The sequence below is a fragment of the Clostridium amazonense genome, assembly GCF_056431285.1.
The window spans coordinates 608,128-629,643 of record NZ_JBWKMH010000010.1 but is presented as its reverse complement, the minus strand read 5'-3'; the positions used below and the strand labels follow the sequence as shown (position 1 = coordinate 629,643).

Here is a 21,516-nt window from a genome sequence, read left to right as displayed (position 1 = left end):
ACTTACCCCTCCTACTTTTTAAGAAATACAGAAGCATCTCCTGCTTTTGCTGTTAACTTTCCATCATTCATGAAGCCCCATTTTTCTAACCAAGCTTCAAACTCAGCTATTGGTCTCTTATTTAAAAGTTCTCTTAATGTTGCTGTTTCATGGTATCCTGTAGTTTGATAGTTAAGCATTATATCATCCCCGTGAGGAATTCCCATAAAGTAAGTACACTCTGCTGCTGCTAATAATACAGCTAGGTTTTCTACATCATTTTGATCTGCTTTCATATGGTTTGTGTAACAAACGTCACAACCCATTGGTATTCCACTTAATTTACCCATGAAGTGATCTTCAAGACCTGCTCTTATAACTTCTTTACTATCGTATAAGTACTCTGGTCCTATAAATCCAACAACTGTGTTAACTAAGAATGGATCAAACTTTTTCGCAAATCCATAACATCTAGCTTCCATAGTTACTTGGTCTGCACCATGGTGTGCATCTGCAGATAATTCTGATCCTTGTCCTGTCTCGAAGTACATAACATTTGGACCTGCTGCTGTTCCTTCTTTTAATGCAAGTTGTCTTGCTTCTTCTATAATTGTTCCTGAAAGACCGAAAGCTTCATTTCCTTTTTCAGATCCTGCAATACTTTGGAATATTAAGTCTGTTGGAGCTCCTTGTTTTATAGCTTCCATTTGTGTTGTTACGTGAGCAAGAACACAGTTTTGTGTTGGTATTTCGTATTTTTGTTTTATTTCTTCAAATTTCTTTAATACTTTTACTACACTTCCAACAGTATCATCAACTGGGTTTAATCCTATAACAGCATCACCAATACCATATGTTAAACCTTCTAATAATGAAGCAACTATTCCATCAACATCATCTGTTGGGTGGTTTGGTTGTAATCTTGCTGATAATCTTCCAGTTTCTCCTATTGTAGTGTTACAGTGAGCTGTTACTTTTATCTTTTTAGCTCCTGCTATTAAGTCAAGGTTAGACATAAGTTTAGCTACTGCTGCAATAACCTCACTTGTTAGTCCTCTTGATATTCTTCTTATATCTACACCTGTTGTAGTATCTTTTAATATCCATTCTCTTAATTCTGAAATTGTCCAATTTTTAATTTCAGCATATATTTTTTCATTTACTGCATCTTGTATTATTCTTGTAACTTCGTCTAATTCATAAGCAACAACTGGGTTGTTTCTTATGTCTGCAACTGTTAAATTACTTAATACAACTTTTGCTGCAACTCTTTCTTGAGCTGTTGTAGCAGCAACACCTGCTAATTTGTCTCCTGATTTTTCTTCATTAGCTTTTGCTAATACTTCTTTTACATCCTTGAACTGATACGTTTTTCCAAATAATTTAGTTTTTAGTATCACTATAGTTCACCCCTCTAAAATAAAATTATGAATTAAATACTAGTGTTTTTATTACTACTGGTACGACTTTCCCATTTACAAGTGGTTTTCCAATGTCAATATAATCTCCATTTTCAACCTTTATGCTATCTATACAAACTACATTTGTAGCTCTGCCTAGTTTAGCGTAAATAGTTTGTCCTAAAACTTTTGCAATATCATTTTCTACAACTATAAATAATGGATATTTACTATTAATTAAAGATTCCATACCATTTATAATTGAAGTTGCTAGGTTTTGTATATCTATAAAGGAAGGATTTTTATTTCCCTTTAAGGCTACTGCTACTAATTGGTTTTCATTTTCTATGTTAAACCAATTAACTTTTTCTTTAATGGCTTTTTCTATTGACTCAAAGCCACCATTTTCATCATCTTGTGATAATTTCAAAATTGGTAAATTCTTTATTGGAAACACATCTGCTGTATAAGTTATAGTACTACCACTTATATCTGTTGTGTGTGACCCTGCACCTACTACAGTTGCTCTTATAGTTTCTATAGCTTCTTTTAACTTTAGTTTTGAAATTAAGTTTGAGTTTCTTATTTCCTCACCTAAAATTACACCCATATCACCAAACTTGAAATAATCATTGTAATCTGTATTGTATATATAATCAGCTACTCCACCTGAAAATGTTACATATTCTATGTTATAGCCATCTTTAATACCTTTATTAGTTTGAAGATTTTCGTACATTGAAGTTCTAGCTTTAATGCATACAGACTCTTCTAATATCTCAGTCATTTTTCTTGCTATTTTTCTTAGTTTATCTACATCTGCTATATCTCCAACATTTACATTTACACCTATAGATTCAGCTAATTCTTTTATTTTTGGATATATATAGTAAATCTTTTTAGTATTTGTATCTATTTTTATAAGTCTTCCACCTATATCCATACATCCTGTGTCTATAAGTTCTCCATTTTTAAATAATGCTAGGTTCGAAGTTCCTCCACCAATATCTATATTTACAACAAAGGCATTTTCTTCATCAGATACTTTGTCAGCACCTGCTCCTCTACCTGCAATTATTGATTCTAAGTCTGGACCTGCTGTTGCAACTACAAAATCTCCTGCGAAACCACTTAAAGTTTGAAGCACATCATTTGCATTTTCTTTTCTAGCTGTTTCACCAGTTATTATTACAGCCCCAGTTTTAACGTCATTCACACTTACTCCAGCTTTTTCATACTCACTTCTTATTATTTCTTTTACTTTTTCTTTATCTATTTTTGTTTGAGTTACAAGTGGTGTAAAATAAATTCCGCTTCTGTAGATAATTTCTTTATCTACAATATTTACTCTTGGTACTGTAAAGTTGCTTGCTGTATTTTCAATTGTTATATTGCTAAATACAAGTTGAGTTGTAGAGGTTCCTATATCAATACCTACACTTAAAATTTCTTCTCTCATTTTTGTTACCGTTATATAACTTCTAAGTTTAATAAGTTATAAGTTACTTAATACGGATTTCCCCCTTTCTTTTATAAATTTAATTTCATAATCATTTCTTAATTTTAGAAATTTATTTTTTATAAAATAAAGCCCAGAATATTCATTAGCTTATTTAAAACAATTTTTAAATAATATCTAATAAATATTCTGGGCTTCATTGCCTTCTTATCAAAAACAGCATTGTATTTGATTTAAACCTATTTAATTTTCAAAATCAAATGTAACAATTGTTCCATTAGAATTTGATTGTATATCAAGTTTTCCCTTAAGTTTATCTGAAACTAAACTTTTAATAATCATAAGTCCTAAGCTACTTTCCTTCACTTTTGATATATCAAATCCTATACCATCATCAATAATTGATACTTTTGAATATGTATTTCCTTTTTCTACTTTTACTATTATTTTTCCAACATGCCTATTCTTAAATGCATGCTTTAAACAATTTTGTATTGCTTCATTTACTACTAATGCAACTGCTGTGGATTTATCTGAGCTAACAGTTAAATCATCACCTACTATTTCAATAGTTAAATCTAAATTCTCTCTTTTTTCTAAACTTACCATGCATGCTTTTATTTTGTTTATAACATCTTTTATATTTACTTCATCAATGCACTCTTTAGCAAGAATTTCATGAGTTATTGCTATACTAAGTATTCTGTTTATACTTTCATTTATAGCATCTCTAAATTCTTTTCCTTCTATCCTTCTAGATTGAAGTCTTAAAAGACTTGCTATTGTTTGAAGGTTGTTTTTCACTCTATGATGTATTTCTTTTATAACTACTGATTTTAAAATTAATTCTCTTTCCTTTTCTTTCATATCAGTAATATCTCTTACAAGCATTGCAAGTTTTAATACTTTGCTGCTTTGAACTATATACTTTATTTGAAATGACATTTCGCCTATTTCTATTTCTTCGACTTCTATAGATTCATTTTTCATAATATTATCTATAGACTTATTAGATAATGCTAAATTTGAAAATTCCATTCCAACTAATTCTTGATTGTATCCAAGTTTTTTATATAACTCTTCTGCTACAGGATTCCTAAATCTTAAAATTCCTTCCTCATCAAAAATAAGTATTGCATCATCTATATGATATGTTATGCTTCCATTTTCATCTCTAAGTTTTTTTCCTTCTATTTGAGAAATTAACTCTTCATTCGTTTCTGCTAATATTTCCATTTTCTTTGTTTTTATAAAATCTTGTGTTATATCTTTTTCTGATATAATTACAGCAATTACTTCACCATTCTCATTAGTTATAGGCTCAACATTTTGTTTTACTATTATATTTTCTTGTGTTGTTGCCTTTATATCTCTAGATGGTATTCCTGTTTCAAAAGTTCTCATAACTGCTGGCTCATTTTTTCTTATAGCCAACTTTCCTACAACTTCTTCTTTGTAAAGTGACTCTTTATCTCTAGGTTTTGCACTTACAACTACTATCGCTGCATTTTTTTCATCTTTTGCTAAACAATCTATGAAAATATCTGCTTTTGAAGAATCTGCTATAAATTGAAGTGTTCTAGATATACTTTGTATTATCTTTATATCACTTTCCTTTAAAAAAGTATGTTTTAAGCATATATCTTTTATATTTTCCCTATTTATCTTCACTTTTATCTATACTTCCTCTTCACTGATAATTATTATTCGAGCTATTTCTTCCATATTAACTCTCTTTTTCATGCTAAGGTTTCTTATATAAGTATAAGCCTCATCTTCTGAAATGCTTCTTTGTTTCATAAGTATTCCTTTAGCTTTTTCTACAACTTTTCTAGCTTCTAATTTTTTTTCTAGAACTTTTACATTCTTTTTTATTTCTTTTAATTCTTTACATTTTGATAATGAAACTTCTATAGTGGCTATCAAAGAATTATTATCTAAGGGTTTTACTAGATATCCTACAACCCCTACCTCTTTAGCCTTTTCTATAAAACTTTTGTCACTATAAGCACTTAAAAGCACTACGCCACCAGCTAGTTCTTCTTTTGCTATTATTTTAGCCGCATTCAAGCCATCTAACAATGGCATCTTAATATCCATAATTATAAGGTCTGGCAAATGTTTTCTAGCAAGTTCTATAACATCAAAACCATCTGAAGCTTCAGCTACAACATTGTACCCTTCTTCTTCTAACATTTCCCTGATATCCATCCTTGTAATAGGTTCATCGTCGGCTATTACAATTCTTTTACTCATGCGATACACCTCTTTTTGGTAAAACAATATATAGGTTGTTACTAAATTATTTTATCATAAAATGTCTAATTAAAGTTTAAATATTTTTTTAATTCTTCAATTTCTTTATTATTTACAGAACTTAAATAAAATATTTCTCCAGCACCTGCTAATGATAAGAACTCTTTAGCTCTTTTTAAATCTTCATCATTTTTGCACAAATCAGTTTTTGTACAAATACCTATAACTTGCTTATTAAACATACTTCCAAATCCAGGTGGGAAACTACTGCTTTCATTAGTACAATCTTGCACCAACGCTATCACATCCACTTCTGCTGATGTTATAATTAGTGCATTATAGTATATTCTATTATCAATGTATTCTCCTGGAGTATCTATTATATAGTCATTAAATTCTATAGCTTGTGTTTTTTTATACTCTATAATCTCGTCTTTCAACCTTTGTGTTAAAGTTGTCTTTCCTGCTCCTATAGATCCTATAAGCATTATCTTTTTCAAGGCTTGTACCTCCTAAGATTTTGTTATATCTGTCGTTGTAAAAAGCAATACATTTTTAAGCATATTACAAACCTCTCTCAAGGAAGCTTCTACACTTGAAACATCACCTGTTATAACTAACGACCCACTGAATCTATCTATAAATCCAATTTCAACACCTGCTGCTTTAGTTGCAACATCTGAAGCTATAATCGCTGCCTCACTTGGAGTTATTGTAAGAATCCCAATTGCTTCTGAATTCTCTTCGTTAAGTCCTAACTTTTTATAAATTGCTCTATTAGGGTGTGCAATTAAGTGAGCTAATGTAACTTGCTTACCAGGAACATATTCCTGTATAACTCTTTGTTTTTCTTCCATTTTTCTCACTCCAATTCTTTTTTTTAAGACGCAAAAGCTCCTTAAATCACTCTCGTTGTGTTTTAAGGAGCTCCATTGCTCTTATATTTATATTGTACGCCGTTGCACAATTTAGTTCTCATTAATTTATACTAAGATTATATAATTAATATTTTCAATTGTCAATCATTTTCTGAAAATATTTTTAAATTTTCTTACTTAGATAACTTAATTATTTTCCTTGGTATACAACTTTAAACAATTCTCTCAATTCATCTACTGTAGGTTCTTTTGGATTAGTTTTTGTACATCCATCTTTTAATGCAATTTCTGAAAGCTCCATTAAATTAGCTTCAAAATCCTCTTTTGTAACTTTTGCATCTTTTAACGTATTTGGAATTTCCATTGTTTTCTTTAATGAGTTTATTGCTCTTATTAATGATCTTACGCCTTCTCTTACATTATTACTACTTGTAAGATTTAAGAACTTAGCAATTTGCGCATATCTTTTAGCTGCTTCACTATATTCATTTCTATTGTTAAAGCTTATATCTGCATTATACTCTATAACATATGGTAATAGTATAGCATTAGATTTTCCATGAGGAATATGGAATCTTCCACCTATTATATGTGCCATACTATGATTAATTCCTAAAGATGCATTTGTAAATGCCATTCCAGCTATGCAAGATGCGTTGTGCATTTTTTCTCTTGCTTCTAAATCTTGTCCATTTTTATATGCCTTTTCCAAGTATTCAAACACAAGTTTTATAGCCTTTTCTGCTAAAGCATCACTAAAATCAGAACTTTCTGTTGAAACATATGCTTCTATTGCATGTGTTAAAACATCCATTCCTGTATCTGCTGTTATAAAGTTTGGTACTGTTTTTACAAGATTAGCATCTAAAATAGCCATATCTGGTATCATTTCTTCTTCTACTAATGGATATTTCACATTATACTTTTTATCAGTTATAACTGAAAAAGAAGTAACTTCTGAACCAGTACCACTAGTTGTTGGTATTGCTATAAATAGAACTTTTTTATCTTCTTCTGATTTATGTAGACCCTTGTTTATAAGTCCTCTAAAATAACTTATAGCTTTGGCTGCATCTATAGCAGAACCTCCACCTAATGCAATTACAGCTTCAGGATTACATTCATCCATTGCTTTAATTCCCTTTGACACTATCTCTAGTGGTGGATCTGGCACTATTTCTGAGAATATGCTAAACTCAATATTAGCTGCCTTTAAATGATCTGTAACTTGATTTATTGTACCAGACTTAACCATAAATGGATCAGTAACAACAAATACTTTTTTGCATTTAATTTCTCTAAGCTTTTCTAATTTTCCAACTCCAAAGTAAACATTAGGTCCTACTTTAAAATTACTCATACTTTCACATCCTATTATAAATTTTTATAAAATAAAAAACTCCCTAAGAAAAACTTAAGGAGCTTCATTACTCTTTTAAAATTACACATCATTGTGCAAAATTTCACATATTCATTTTTATATTTTTGATTTTATAACTTTCTGTTATTTCTGTCAATAGTGTATTTTATATATTATCACTTTGCTTATCTTTTAAAATCTTACAAAGTAGCTCTGGCTTATTTGTTATTATACCATCTACATCTAATTCTACAATTTTTTTTAAATCCTCTTCATCATTAACTGTATAAACATTTATTCCAATATTTTTGATTTTACATTCTTCTATATTTTCCTTAGTTAAAAAATTATAACTAGGATGAATATAATTTACTCTATATGGACTTATATATGAATTTAAATTGTTGCTCATTACTGGGCATAATGCCCCTACTTTTATTCTTGGACATACAGCCTTTATTTTAAATATAGAGCTGTGATTAAAACTTGATATTATTACATTGTCCTCTAATCCTGCTCTAAAAACTTCATATAGTATTTCTATCTCTATATCTTTATATTTAACTATAGAATTTTTTATTTCTAAATTTACTGTTATATTTTTATTTTTTACAAATTGTAAAAAACTCCTTAGTGTCGGAATTCTACATGTAGAAAATCTTTTATCTTTAAAACTTCCTGCATCCAATGATGTTAATTCTTCATATTTCTTCTCGCATACTAGACCTACCCCATCTGTAGTCCTATCCAAATACTCATCATGAATTAGAACTAATACTCCATCTTTAGTCCTTTGCACATCTGTTTCTATACCTGTGCAGCCCATCTCAATAGCTTTACTAAATGCCAACATTGTATTTTCAGGATATGATTCACTAGCTCCCCTATGTGCATAATTAACAATCATCTTCCCACCTCATTTTTTATTTCTTGCTTATTATTACACAAGCCTTAAACTTTTCACCTTTAGCTGGAATTATATCCAATTCATTTTTTTCACCAATAGACTCACCAATAGTTTCACATTTATATTCACTAAATCCAATACTACTATATATTTCTTTTATTTTTTCCTCTACAGCCACTATTTCTGGATTAGGAAATCCTAAATTTTGTTTTGTAGCTGCTTTTATCTTATTAAAATAATCATCTTTTTCATTAACTACAATTCTAGAATCTAAAATTAATCCTTTATTTTTTAGTATTCTTCCACACTCCTTCATTATATAAGGCGAATTTACTGTAAGATTAGGAAATCCATAAAAAGATGTTACACATTCAACAGTATTATCTTTAATAGGTAACTTTAGGTAATCACATGCTATATAAGTTATTTTAATATTAGGATTTATTTTTTTTATTCTTTCTCTATTATATTTCAATGTGGCAAAATTTAAATCTGTTGAAATAACATTTAAATTGCAATTTACTTTTTCAGCTAATGTTTCTAACAAAATACTTCTTCCTGATGCTATATCTAAAACTATTTTAGGTTTAATTTTATTTATAATAGCTGATATATAGTTTTTAGATAATATATGAACTTTTTTTAAGTTATCTGGAGTTTTTTGTTCTATAATCTTATCTAATTCTTTAAAATTTCTCTCAAAATAAAACTCACTTAAATTTGGAGTATTAGTATTTTCTTTGTAATGAAAATCTATAACACCATGTTTAATATAGAACTTATGATTATTTTCACAACACAAAGTTCCCTCTATGACTTCGTCGTTATCTTTTAAATAAATCTTTCTCACTCTTATCTTACTTTTACAAATCGGGCAAATTAAATCTTCAACTACATCAGTATACAATATTTACCTCCTACTTCTTTAACTCTTACTTTGAATAATTATATAGTTTTAAAATTAAAATAATATAAGAAAATTTCAAAATTTTGTAAATGGATAATAATTACTTAAATAAGTACTCCTTTCAAATTCAAAACCGTATATTATTCACCATAAAATTAAAGACAAATAAAATTATTATTATTACTTATATATTATTAATAATTATGTTTTATAACTTTTTAATGTTTTTTTTATAAAAAATATATAAAAATTATTTTTTCTACATATTTTTACATGTTTTTTGTTTTTTTGTTGTTATAATTTTATTATTAAATAAAAAGGTGATGAATTATGGTAGATATGGACTTTAATAAAAATTATTTACTTGATGATATGGATATATTTAACGATATTGGATTTTTTGTATATGATATCGCTACTAAAAAATTAACTTTTTCTAAAGGCTTTTGCAATATACTTTCTATCGAATGTTCAGAATTTACAATAAGTTTAAATGAATATATTGATAAATTTGTTTACTATGCTGATACAAATTTATTTTACAAAATTGATAAAATTGAATCACCAATAAAATTTAGATGTAGATTGATTGATAGTCTAGGTTATTTAAAATTACTATACTTTTCTATTTCACCTCAATATGATGATAAAAATAAAATTATAAAAATGGATGGTTGCATAAGGGATTTATCTGAAAAAATGCATTTAAAAATAGAATCTTCTTTTACTGAGAAAATTTTTACGGAGATTTTAGATAAGTCTTATCAAATTGTATATTCAATGAATGAAGATGGATATTTTACATATTGTTCTTCAAATGTAACTAAGTATTTAGGATATGAATTAAGTGACGTAATAGGAAAGCATCAAAAAATTTTTACAGATGAATTAACTAACGACAATTTATACAAAGTTCGTGAAAAGGTAAAAAATACTGGAATACCACAAGAACTAGTTAACTATAAACTAAAGCATAAAGATGGTAGTTTAAGCTGGAATACTACTACTTTCTTTTATTATAAAGACCCTTATTTAGATGAAGGAACTTTTTGGGCTGTAATGAAAGATATAACTACAACAAAAATGATTGAAGAAAAATTAGATGAAAATGATAAAAAACTTAAAGAAAGTAGAGAATATGAGAGAATTAAAAATGAATTTATAGCTAATATTTCTCATGAATTAAGGACCCCAGTTAATATTATATATTCTTCCTTACAACTTTTTGATTTATATATTGATAAAAATGATTTTTACAACACTAAAGATAAATTTATATATTATTCTAAGGTTATGAAACAAAATTGTTATAGATTATTAAGACTTATAAATAATCTTATTGAATGTTCTTCTTTAAATGCTGGAATATCAACTTTAGAAACAACCAACTTTGATATTGTAAGTCTTACTTTAAGTATTTGTAATTCAGTTAAACCACATTTTAAAAATCATAACTTGAATTTTTCTATTATGCCATTTGTATCTAGCGCAATAATAAATGGAAATGTTGATAAAATAGAACTAATACTCTTAAATTTACTATCTAATTCAATAAAATTTTCAAAGCCAAATGGTCATATAATAGTTAGTATTTATGAAGAAGATACCTATATATTAATCTCCGTTAAAGATGATGGTATAGGAATCTCTGAAGATAAGCTTCCAATAATTTTTGATAGATTTACTCAAGGACAAGCTCTCCTTACAAGATCAAATGAAGGTAGTGGTGTAGGTCTTTCTATAGTTAAATCTTTAGTTGAAATGCACAATGGGTCAATATCAGTCACCAGCAAAAAAGATATTGGTACTGAATTTACAATTAAATTACCCATTATAGCTTTTAACTCTCATAATTTATCTAAACTTGACAATGTTATACATTTGAATCATGAAAAAAAAGTTAACATAGAGTTTTCTGATATATATGATGGGTAACTAAGTACTAAGGGTTTCAAGCTGAAATTCAAAATAATTTCTTTCTAAAATGATACTATTAATTTTACGGTTTATTCCATTATCGTATTTAGAACCAATTAACAGTTAGCAATTAACAATGATGGTTAATATTCTTCACTTTATTCTTAATATTTATGAATAGAAATACCTAAAAACTAAGTTTTTATATTGTGTTTAAATAATTTGCTTTGCAAATCATTATAAAAATTGATTTAAAAAACTGATACTTCAGTTTTATCCTTCATTGTTAATTGTTCATCGTTAATTGTTAATTTTTCTAAACTCGTTTAAATATCTTTTTCTCAATTGAATTAGGAGTAATTTTATTTTCAACTTTTTTCACCATATTTAGTTACTATTAGCACTTTTAATATTGCAGCTAAAAAAGGAGAATAAAAAATTACTTTTTTACTCTCCTTTTCTTAATAAACTTAATGTTTTTCTTTAACACATTTAATGACCTTAAATTAAATTTATTTTCTTATGTCTATATAATCATCTCTACATATTCGAGCTTCTTCAAATGTAACCATGTTTTTCATTGAATATAATGCTGCTTCCATTATATTAAATGCTAATGGACATCCTGACCCTTCACCTAGCCTCATTTTCAAATTTAAAATTGGCTCTAGATTTAATTCATTCATCATATAAACTGCACCTGGTTCTGCCGATAAATGAGATGGAAACATAAATTCCCTACAATACTTATTTAATCGTTGCGCACAAAGAGCAGCCGCTGATGCAATAAATCCATCTATAACTATAGGTAATCTATTTTTAGCTGCTCCTAAAAATGCACCACATAATCCTGCAATATCATACCCACCAACTTTACTTAAAACATCTATGATATCTTCTTTGTTAGGCTTATTTACTTCTATTGCTTTTCTTATAACTTCCTTTTTATGTTCTAATTGTTCTTCAGTAAGTCCTGATCCTTTTCCTGTAACCTTATCCACATCAATTCCAGATAAAACACTTAATACCGCTGCACTAGTTGTTGTATTACCTATTCCCATTTCGCCTGTTCCAAGTATCTTGTATCCTTTGCTTACTAAATCATCTACTATTTCTATTCCATTTTCTATAGCTTTTATAGCTTGCTCTCTTGTCATTGCAGGTTCTTTTGTCATATTTTTAGTGCTATATGATATTTTTTTATTAATTACTTTATCACTATGTATATCATTTTTTACTCCCATATCTACTATTGTAAGATCTGTTCCTGTAAACTTTGAAAGTACACAAACCCCTGTTATACCTTTAGTAAAATTATATGTAACTGTTTCTGTAACCTCTTGTGGGCAAGTACTTACCCCTTCCTCTACAACACCATTATCTGCACACACAATTATTATGTTTTTTTTATCTAAACTATTATTAATTTCTCCTGTGATTCCAGATACTTTTATTGCTATATCCTCTAATATACCCAAACTTCCTATTGGTTTTGATAATGAATCTAATCTTGCCTTTGTTCTATCTTTAACACATTCATAACTTGGTTTAATTTCTTTTAGTGTTTGTTCTAAAATCTTCATATTTCCCCCATATAATTTTTATATATTTGGTATTTGCCAATCAATTGGCTCTTTATTTAAATTTTTTAATATATCATTTGCTTTTTCAAAATGATTACATCCAAAAAAACCTCTACTAGCAGATAATGGACTTGGATGTGCTGCTGTTAAAATATAATGTCTATTTGTATCTATAAGTTTAACTTTATCTTTTGCATTTTTCCCCCATAATATAAATATTACAGGTTCTTCTCTTTCATTTAATAATGAAATTATCTTATCAGTAAATATCTCCCACCCTATATTTCTATGTGAATTCGCTTCTCCAGCTCTTACAGTAAGTGATGTATTTAAAAGCAAAACTCCTTGCTTTGCCCAACTTGTTAAATTTCCATTGTTAGGTATGTAACAATTTAATGTATTTTTTAATTCCTTATATATGTTAAGTAATGATGGTGGAGTTTGAACTCCTTTCTCTACTGAAAAAGATAATCCATGTGCTTGATTCGGTCCATGATATGGATCTTGACCTAATATAACTATTTTTGTATCTTTATATGATGTTAACTTTAAAGCTTCAAAAATTTTATACATATTGGGATATATAGTTTTAGTTTTATATTCCTGAGCTAAAAAACCTCTAAGCTTTTTATAATAATCTTTTTCGAACTCATCTTTTAAAAGTTCATCCCAATCATTGTTTAATTTAATCACTAATCTCATCCTCTCTAAATTCTAATTTTTAAATGAAGTATATATATAAGTAACTCACTTTATCTATAGGGTTTCAAGTTCAATTTTAAATTAATGTCTTTCTCAAATGATAGTACTAATCTTATAGGTTATTGCTATTTTTATATTTGGAACCAAGTAAGAGTTAAGAGTGAAAAGTTAAGGTATATATTACTCACTTTGTTCCTAATATCTAAAAATAGAAATACTTAAAAACTACGTTTTTATATTATTTTCCACTAATTTGCTGTGCAAATTTAATAAAAAATCATTTTTTAAAATTGGATCTCCAATTTTTACATTCACTTTCAACTTTTAATTTTCCATTTTCAATTAAATTAATTAGAATTCTCAACTGAAACATGAATAACTTAAAGTTTTAACTTGGATTCCTATATATACATATATTATAAACTATTTAGTATAAAATAGTTTGTATTTTTTATTTTATATTTAAATATTTTAAACTTATATTGTTTTAATTTAATCTTCAAAAATTTTATTTTTGAAATTTATCACCATTTTATTCCATTTGCATATATTGATTGTAGAAACACTAATAAAGAGGTTTTAATTATGTACTTTAGAGATGATTCAATTGAAAACAATAATAAAAATCAGATTGTTAGCTATATTAGATTACTTCATGCATCACCAAATGCTCCAAAAGTAACTGTTCTTGTTAATAATCTACCTTTTGTTAAAGACTTTGAGTATACAGAATTTACTGATTATGTAAAAGTGTTACCTGGAAAATATAATGTAAAAATAGTCAGAAATAATAATCCAACTGATGTCTTATATGATACAGTTTTAGATATTCCTAAGAATAAAATTTTTACTGTTGCTGCTATAGGTAAATTTCCTGATGATTTTGAATTATTCCCTATAGAAGAAACTTATTCTGGCCCTGTAAATGATAATAAAGTTTATTTTAAAGTTGTAAACTTAATTCCTGATGGGCCATCAATAGATTTAACCACAGAAAATAATATTCTTTTGTTTTCTGATGTAATGGAAATGGAAGTAGAGAATTATAAAGAATTATCTCCACGTAAATATAATATGACTGTAAAATTGCAAAACACAGATATAGATGTACTTTATGTACCTAATATATATCTTAGAGGTGATAAATTTTACACTATGTATTTAGTAGGTATTTTAAATGGTACACCGGGGCTTGAAGCATTAATACCTTTAGATGGAATTACATATTTGAAACATTAGTTTCAACTATGTAGAATGTTAATATATTAAATTTTAAAATTGTAATTATCTTCAAACTGCTTTGACAGTTTGAATTTCCCCCATAAAAATTCATTTATTTAAAACTTATTTGATTTTAGTCCAACAATCTTTTGTTGGTCTTTTTTTTATATATAATCATAAATACACTAATACTTAACCATCATTTTTTTCTTTTTAAATTAAAATTTCTACGCACTAAAAAAGCAACTGAATTTTATTCAATTGCTTTTCTATTATAAAATATTTAATGTGTTTCATATTGTAATTTATATAAATTACTATATAAACCATCCTTCTTTATAAGTTCTTCATGTTTACCCATTTCTCTTATTTTTCCCTTATGCATAACAATTATATTGTCTGCATTTTTAATTGTTGAAAGTCTATGTGCAACTACTATAGTTGTTCTTCCTTTTGTAAGTTTATTTAAAGCATCTTGTATTAATGACTCAGTTTCAGTATCTATATTAGCTGTAGCTTCATCTAGTACTAAAATTGGTGGATTAAATGCTAATGCCCTTGCAAACGCTATAAGTTGCCTTTCACCTTGTGAGAATGTAGTTCCTCTCTCATTTACTGATGAATCATATTTTTGTGGTAACTTTTCTATAAACTTACTTGCATTTACATATTCACAGGCTTTAATTATATCTTTATCTGTTATATCTTCATTATTAAGCCTAACATTACTTTTTATATTTCCAGTAAATAAGAACACATCTTGAAGTACTGTGGCTAAATTCTTTCTTAAATCCTCTTTTTTCATGTGCTTTATATTTTTTCCATCTATTAATATTTCACCCTTTTGTATATCATAAAGTCTACTTATTAAACTAATTACAGATGTTTTTCCTGCACCAGTTGCACCAACAAAAGCCACCGTTTCACCTTTATTTATTTTAAAACTAACATCTCTTAAAACCCAATCTTCTTCATTATAAGCAAACCAAACATTTTTAAATTCTATATCTCCATCAAATCTTGTAACATTAATTGGATTTTCTGGATTTTCAATATTAGATTTAGTATCTAATATCATAAATATTCTTTCGGCTGATGCCATGGCTGATTGCATTATATCAAATTTTTCTGAGAGATCAAAAATTGGTTGAAAAAATTGTTGTATATAGTTTATGAATATATAAAGTACTCCTATATTTATTTCAGCACCTAAAACTGCTTTTCCACCAGCACCAATTAAAATAGTAAGTCCCAATTGATATATTAAATCCATAACAGGTCTAATTATAGCAAAAAGCTTTATTTGTTCCATAGATGCATCTAAATATGATGTATTTATTTTATCAAATTCTTTATACTTCTTATCTTCTTTTCCATACGCTTGAACAGTTTTCATTCCTGTAATGTTTTCACTTAAAGATGAATTTATTTTTGAAAGTCTACCTCTAACTTTTCTATATATTTTTCTATCATATTTATTAAATATGAATATTAAAAGCAATATTATTGGAACTGTTATAATGGATATAAAAGCAAGTTTTACATCCATTATAAACATAGCTACTAATATTCCTACAATTAAAAAGAAATCCTTAAATAAATAAACTAAAACTGCAGTGTACATTTCATTTAACGTCTCTACATCATTAGTAACTCTAGTAACTAATTTACCTACTGGATTTTTATCAAAGAATGATAATGGTAATAATTCTATATGTCTAAATACAGTATCTCTTATTTTATATACTATTTTTTGACCAGTATATTCTAATATATATATTTGAATGTAATTTAAGAAAAATACTATTGCTGCTATAATACAAATTGCTATCCCTTTATTAACTACAGCTGAAAGATCATTTTTTCTTATAATTTTCAAATCATCTTTAGATATTTTATATATTTCATAATTTTCGTTTCCTTGAATCAAACTATTCCCATCTATTTTATATTGTAAATTTTCTTCTACTTTTCCATTTACCACATAAAAATTTTTTCCTTCATAAATTAATGATGCATTGCTTTCCTTTTTATTCTTACTTTCTGATATATACATTTGATCTTTTATTTTTATAGAATTTTCTGTGTTTTCTTTTGTTATTATATAATTTGCCTTTGGAGGATTTATATTGTCATCTATTGCAGTTTTGATAATATATGGTCTTAAAAGATCCAAACATATAACTATAAACATAATTACTACAACACCTAATATCTGAATTTTAAAAGGTTTTGCAAATTTTAAAAGCCTTTTCATAAGTTTTGAGTCATATTGTTTAGTTAATGTTTCTTCTTGTAAATTAAAATCTTCCATTATTCCACCTCCTCAGTCATAATAGCATCTTCTAATTGTTGTTTTTCATAAATATCCTTGTAAATACCTTCTTCTAATAAAAGTTCACCATGTGTTCCACTTTGAACAATTTCTCCATTTTCTAAAACTATTATTTTATCTGCATTTTTTATTGCTGAAATTCTATGTGAAATTATAATAGACGTTTGATTTTTCATTATTCTATTTAAATTCCCCAATATTTTAACTTCTGTTTTAGCATCTACTGCAGATAAACAATCATCTAATATTAAAAGTTCTGGTTTTTTTATAAGTGCTCTTGCTATTGAAACTCTTTGTTTTTGGCCACCAGACAATGTAGTTCCTCGTTCCCCTACTACCGTATCAAATTTATTAGGAAAATCCATTACATTATCATATATATCTGAGTTTTTAGCCGCTTCATAAATTTCTTCTATATTCATATTTTCAAATGCTAAATTTATATTTTCTGAAATAGTATTGGAAAATAAAAAAGGATCTTGTGATACAAAACCTACATTTTCTCTTAAAACCTTAATTGGTATTCTATTTATGTCTTCTCCTCCAATAATAATTTTATCATTTTCAATATTGTATAATCTCAAAAGTAAATTAATTAAAGTGGATTTGCCACTTCCAGTTCTTCCAACTATACCTAATATTTCTCCTTCTTTTATAGTTAAATTTATATTCTTTAATACATCTGTATCTGTTCCTGGATATGAAAAAGTTAAGTTTTTCAACTCTATATCACCTTTTATTGATTTGATATTTTTCACATTATTATCTACTATTTCTGGTTTTTGAACTAGGACTGCCTCTATTCTTTCCAGTGATGCAAGTCCTCTTTGAAGATTATTTATAACCCATCCAATAGCCATCATTGGCCAAACTAAATTTCCTAAGTACATATTAAAAGTTATAAAATCGCCTACAGAAATATTACCTAAAATAACAAATGTACCACCAACAGCTACTAATATTACGAAACTTAATAAGGAAATAAATTCTACTAGCGGAGAAAATACACCCCATATTTTAATAAAATCCATATTTGCTCTAAAATTATTTTCATTTTCTTTTGCAAATCTTTCAAATTCCTTTTCTTCTTGAACGAAAGATTGAATTATTCTTATACCTGAAAAATTTTCTTGTACTAAGTCTGTTATTTTTGAAAAACACCTTTGAACTTTAGTAAATCTTTTGTGGATTTTTTTGCCGAATATTCTAGATGATATTGCTATAAATGGTAGTGGTATTATTGCTAGAAGTGTTAACTTGAAATTTATAGTAAGCATTATTATTACTGTTGCTATAGTTAATACAACAGCATCAAAAAACATAATTACTCCTGGTCCTAATGCCATTCTCACTGCATTTAAATCATTTGTTGCTAATGCCATTAAATCTCCAGTTTTATTTTCATTATAGAAGTTTATAGATAGTTCTTGTAAATGTCTGAAAAACTTATTTCTTATATCATATTCAATTTTTCTTGAAGTTCCATTTACATAAATACGCCACATAAATCTTCCTATAGCCATGAATAACGCTAATAATAACATTTGTATTATTGCAACAGCTATCATTTTTGATGTAGCCTCACCTAAAGTTAATGAGTCTGTCAAATGTCCTAAAATTTTAGGTGGTATAAGTTGAACAATATCTACCATCAGCAAAAATACTATTCCTACAAAATATCTCATTTTATACTTAGCTGCATATTTTAATAGCGATTTTACCTTCCCCATGTAATCCCCGCCCCCTTACAAATATTGATAAATTTGTCTTATGTTATAATATTATAACAATTGTGTAAATTCTTCAATAAACTTAATAAATTATTAATTTATTAAAATTTATACATGTTTATTTTGAATTTATTAACATAAAAAAGACAAAATTATTATATAAAAATTTTTTAATATAATAATTCTGTCTTTTTTACTTAACTAATATTAACTGTTAAATGTTATTCATATAAATCCTGATATATCATTTTAAAAACTTCTAATGATTGCTCTATTCTATCTCTTAAAAGTTCTTTTTTATTTTCTAATTCCTTTTCTCCATCTTTAGTAAGTTTATATACCTTTTGTGTTTTTTTCTTAGTATCATCCCACTGACCTTCAACCAATTTTTGCTTTTCAAGCTTTTTTAATAATGGATATATTCCACCAGTGCTCGGCACCCATGCCCCATTAGTCCTTAAACCTATTTTATTAGAAATGTCATTGCCATTTGTTGGTCCCAAACTTAATATATACAATGCATATATAGGTAATAATCCTTTAGTAAAAACCTGACCAACAGCTTCTTTTTCTTGTTGAACTTTTTTTAGTTCATTAAGTTTCGCTTTATATTCTTCATATAATAGACGTTCCTCTTCTTTTACATCTCTTAAACTTCCACTCATATTTAATTAACCCCGTAAAAAACTATTCCTATAAGCCCAGGGCCTGAGTGTACACCAGCTACTCCACTTATAAGTCCTTTAAAGTATGTTCTATTTATATTTTTATTTTTTGAAATTTCTTCTAACATTTTTTTTGATTCTTCTTCAGCACATCCATGCCCTACATAAACATCATATCTTCCTCTGTCTAAAATCTTGTTTGCAATTTCTATCATTTTATTTATAGATTGCTTTCTTCCTCTTACTTTATCATAAGTTGTATACTCGCCCTCTTCACTAACTCTTATTATAGGTTTTATATTTAAAATTTCTGCAATCGTTCCAGCAACTTTACCTATTCTTCCACCTTTTTTTAAATACTCTAATGTTCCAATTATAAAAAATGTTTCACTTTTTTCTCTTGTTTCTTTTACTATTTTAACAACATCTTCAAAACATTTTCCTTCTTCTATCAATTTACCTGCATGTTGTATCATTGCAGATTCCATACAAGATATACTTTTTGAATCTATCACTTCTGTTATTATTTCTGGATAATCATTACTTACAAGTCTTAATGCATTATTCATACCTGATAATTTACTTGATATAGTAACTGCTATCACATGAGTGTAACCTTCTTCTTTTAGCTTTTCAAACATTTTTGTCATATCATCCATAGATGTTAATGATGATGTTATGGAGTATTTATCCAATGAATCATATACCTCTTGAGAATTTATATCTACCCCATCTCTATAATCATGTCCATCCATTATTATTCTAAACGGCAATACTGTAATATTATATTTATCTACCATATCTCTTGTTATATCAGAAGCACTATCTGTTACTAATGCTATTTTTTCCATTCTCTTACCTCCTAAATACACTTAACAACTATGAATAAGTTTTACAATCTTTTCTTGTTTTATATTTATATTATATATCACTACTGATACATATATCAATAGTGATATATGTATCAGTAGTGATATATAATATATTTCCCATATTTATAATATAATATAAATAAAAAAATGAAGATTCTAGTGACTTTCATAACTAAAATCTTCATTCTAACACTTAAATTAAATATAATAAATTATCTATTTAAAGGAAATTTTAACCTATTCTACTCAAAAAGTCCACACCTTAAATTAAAGTTTATTTTTATTTTATAATTTCTTTCTTTATTTTATAATATAACTCTTCTGTGCTCTTCCCATCTAATAATACTCCATCAACTCTAGAAATCAAATCCCATCCACACTTGTCACATGCCCCAATACATTTATTAACCTTTATATTAACTTCTTCCTTAAACTCTTTTTCTACTTTTTCCTTAATTTCTTCATATCCTTCATTGCATCCACAAAAACTTATAGTTTTCTTACTCATGATAAATCACCTCTATCTTACATTTTGTAGACCGACTTATAATCTAAATAGGTTGAAACAACTTTTTATAAATTTTAACTTTAATAATTATATTGCAAAAAATATAGTAAGTATTAATATTTCTACAATTTCATTTATAGCACCTAATGTATCTCCTGTAAGTCCATTAATTTTAGAATTGCAAAACATATTAAATAAGTATGTAACTACTAATACTGTAATCATATTTATAATTATCGCTTTAGGTGTTATAAATATTGCTTGTATTAATATAGCTATTACACTAGTTACAATTAATTTTTGCCATGAAATTCTTCCTATAAATAAATTTCCACTGCCAGTTTCCTTTGCTGGTTTTCCTATAGTTGAAATAAGAACTACTGCTAATCGTCCCATTACTGGTGCTATAATTATCATTTCTGGAGTAAATGATTCTATAGCTAATTTTATAAGTTGATATTTAAATAATATATCTATAACTATAGCTATACAGCAATAAGCTCCTATTCTACTATCTTTCATTATTTCTATTATTTTTTCTTTTCCACCTTTAAATGCAAAGAAACCATCACATACATCGCCAAGCCCATCCATATGTAATGCACCAGTTAAAAGTACTGCCGTAAGTACAACAAATATAGATGTTATACTAGGTGGTAAAAATTTATTAAAAAATAAATATACTAAATACTGTATTCCACCTATTATTAATGCTATAATTGGAAAAAAGCTTGAACCTCTTATGAAGTTTTCATCACTACATTCTAATTCCTTATTTACTGGAATTCTTGTAAAAAATTGAACATATAATAAAAAGTCATTTATGTAATTTTTAAT

The 21,516-nt window shown here is 27.1% G+C and carries 19 protein-coding genes; 2 read left to right on the top strand and 17 right to left on the bottom strand.

Translation table 11 applies throughout. From position 1 onward, the window contains the following. Positions 1 to 11: 11 nt before the first annotated feature. From AC07E4_RS07195 to AC07E4_RS07155, 9 genes are all read right to left on the bottom strand, one after another. Positions 12 to 1,379: an ethanolamine ammonia-lyase subunit EutB gene (locus tag AC07E4_RS07195; RefSeq protein ID WP_040329602.1), complete on the bottom strand. Its 1,368-nt coding sequence runs from the start codon at positions 1,377 to 1,379 to the stop codon at positions 12 to 14. Between the two features lie 25 nt (positions 1,380 to 1,404). Beyond that, complete coding sequence (gene eutA / locus AC07E4_RS07190; protein WP_040329604.1) at positions 1,405 to 2,838, bottom strand: ethanolamine ammonia-lyase reactivating factor EutA; 1,434 nt, start codon at positions 2,836 to 2,838, stop codon at positions 1,405 to 1,407. Positions 2,839 to 3,081: 243 nt separating this feature from the next. Beyond that, complete coding sequence (locus AC07E4_RS07185; protein WP_242838441.1) at positions 3,082 to 4,509, bottom strand: histidine kinase N-terminal domain-containing protein; 1,428 nt, start codon at positions 4,507 to 4,509, stop codon at positions 3,082 to 3,084. A 6-nt stretch (positions 4,510 to 4,515) separates the two neighbouring features. After that, positions 4,516 to 5,094: an ANTAR domain-containing response regulator gene (locus AC07E4_RS07180; protein WP_040329606.1), complete on the bottom strand. Its 579-nt coding sequence runs from the start codon at positions 5,092 to 5,094 to the stop codon at positions 4,516 to 4,518. A 65-nt stretch (positions 5,095 to 5,159) separates the two neighbouring features. Continuing rightward, positions 5,160 to 5,594 carry a EutP/PduV family microcompartment system protein gene (locus tag AC07E4_RS07175; protein WP_478216023.1) on the bottom strand — a complete coding sequence of 145 codons (435 nt, stop codon included), beginning with the start codon at positions 5,592 to 5,594 and terminating at the stop codon, positions 5,160 to 5,162. A gap of 12 nt (positions 5,595 to 5,606) precedes the next feature. After that, complete coding sequence (gene eutS / locus AC07E4_RS07170) at positions 5,607 to 5,951, bottom strand: ethanolamine utilization microcompartment protein EutS (protein ID WP_040329607.1); 345 nt, start codon at positions 5,949 to 5,951, stop codon at positions 5,607 to 5,609. A 211-nt stretch (positions 5,952 to 6,162) separates the two neighbouring features. Next, positions 6,163 to 7,332 carry a 1-propanol dehydrogenase PduQ gene (locus AC07E4_RS07165; protein ID WP_040329608.1) on the bottom strand — a complete coding sequence of 390 codons (1,170 nt, stop codon included), beginning with the start codon at positions 7,330 to 7,332 and terminating at the stop codon, positions 6,163 to 6,165. Positions 7,333 to 7,498: 166 nt separating this feature from the next. Then, entirely contained in the window at positions 7,499 to 8,239 is a 741-nt protein-coding gene (locus tag AC07E4_RS07160; protein WP_478216022.1) for a glycerophosphodiester phosphodiesterase, read from the bottom strand. A 16-nt stretch (positions 8,240 to 8,255) separates the two neighbouring features. Further along, positions 8,256 to 9,146 carry a class I SAM-dependent methyltransferase gene (locus AC07E4_RS07155; protein WP_478216021.1) on the bottom strand — a complete coding sequence of 297 codons (891 nt, stop codon included), beginning with the start codon at positions 9,144 to 9,146 and terminating at the stop codon, positions 8,256 to 8,258. A gap of 330 nt (positions 9,147 to 9,476) precedes the next feature. Between AC07E4_RS07155 and AC07E4_RS07150 the strand changes: the two genes are divergently transcribed. Then, positions 9,477 to 11,081: a PAS domain-containing sensor histidine kinase gene (locus tag AC07E4_RS07150; RefSeq protein ID WP_051540436.1), complete on the top strand. Its 1,605-nt coding sequence runs from the start codon at positions 9,477 to 9,479 to the stop codon at positions 11,079 to 11,081. Between the two features lie 494 nt (positions 11,082 to 11,575). On the opposite strand, the gene cobT is transcribed toward AC07E4_RS07150, so the two are convergent. After that, complete coding sequence (gene cobT / locus AC07E4_RS07145; RefSeq protein WP_040329612.1) at positions 11,576 to 12,646, bottom strand: nicotinate-nucleotide--dimethylbenzimidazole phosphoribosyltransferase; 1,071 nt, start codon at positions 12,644 to 12,646, stop codon at positions 11,576 to 11,578. An 18-nt stretch (positions 12,647 to 12,664) separates the two neighbouring features. Continuing rightward, entirely contained in the window at positions 12,665 to 13,348 is a 684-nt protein-coding gene (locus AC07E4_RS07140; RefSeq protein WP_478216020.1) for a uracil-DNA glycosylase, read from the bottom strand. A gap of 585 nt (positions 13,349 to 13,933) precedes the next feature. On the opposite strand from AC07E4_RS07140, the gene AC07E4_RS07135 reads away from it, so the two are divergent. Beyond that, positions 13,934 to 14,587: a DUF4397 domain-containing protein gene (locus tag AC07E4_RS07135; protein WP_430830710.1), complete on the top strand. Its 654-nt coding sequence runs from the start codon at positions 13,934 to 13,936 to the stop codon at positions 14,585 to 14,587. A gap of 265 nt (positions 14,588 to 14,852) precedes the next feature. Here AC07E4_RS07135 and AC07E4_RS07130 read toward each other — a convergent pair whose 3' ends face one another. The 6 genes from AC07E4_RS07130 to cobS form a co-directional block, all read right to left on the bottom strand. Next, positions 14,853 to 16,883 (bottom strand): ABC transporter ATP-binding protein, encoded by a 2,031-nt coding sequence (locus AC07E4_RS07130; RefSeq protein WP_478216019.1) that lies wholly within the window; start codon positions 16,881 to 16,883, stop codon positions 14,853 to 14,855. After that, positions 16,883 to 18,634 carry an ABC transporter ATP-binding protein gene (locus tag AC07E4_RS07125; protein WP_478216018.1) on the bottom strand — a complete coding sequence of 584 codons (1,752 nt, stop codon included), beginning with the start codon at positions 18,632 to 18,634 and terminating at the stop codon, positions 16,883 to 16,885. Before AC07E4_RS07125 ends, AC07E4_RS07130 begins: the two co-directional genes overlap by 1 nt. Before the next feature lie 221 nt (positions 18,635 to 18,855). Continuing rightward, complete coding sequence (locus AC07E4_RS07120; RefSeq protein ID WP_478216017.1) at positions 18,856 to 19,299, bottom strand: PadR family transcriptional regulator; 444 nt, start codon at positions 19,297 to 19,299, stop codon at positions 18,856 to 18,858. Between the two features lie 2 nt (positions 19,300 to 19,301). Beyond that, positions 19,302 to 20,150 carry a DegV family protein gene (locus AC07E4_RS07115; protein WP_430830713.1) on the bottom strand — a complete coding sequence of 283 codons (849 nt, stop codon included), beginning with the start codon at positions 20,148 to 20,150 and terminating at the stop codon, positions 19,302 to 19,304. A gap of 301 nt (positions 20,151 to 20,451) precedes the next feature. Further along, entirely contained in the window at positions 20,452 to 20,679 is a 228-nt protein-coding gene (locus tag AC07E4_RS07110) for a DUF1450 domain-containing protein (protein ID WP_430830714.1), read from the bottom strand. 87 nt (positions 20,680 to 20,766) lie between these two features. After that, complete coding sequence (gene cobS, locus AC07E4_RS07105; protein WP_478216035.1) at positions 20,767 to 21,516, bottom strand: adenosylcobinamide-GDP ribazoletransferase; 750 nt, start codon at positions 21,514 to 21,516, stop codon at positions 20,767 to 20,769.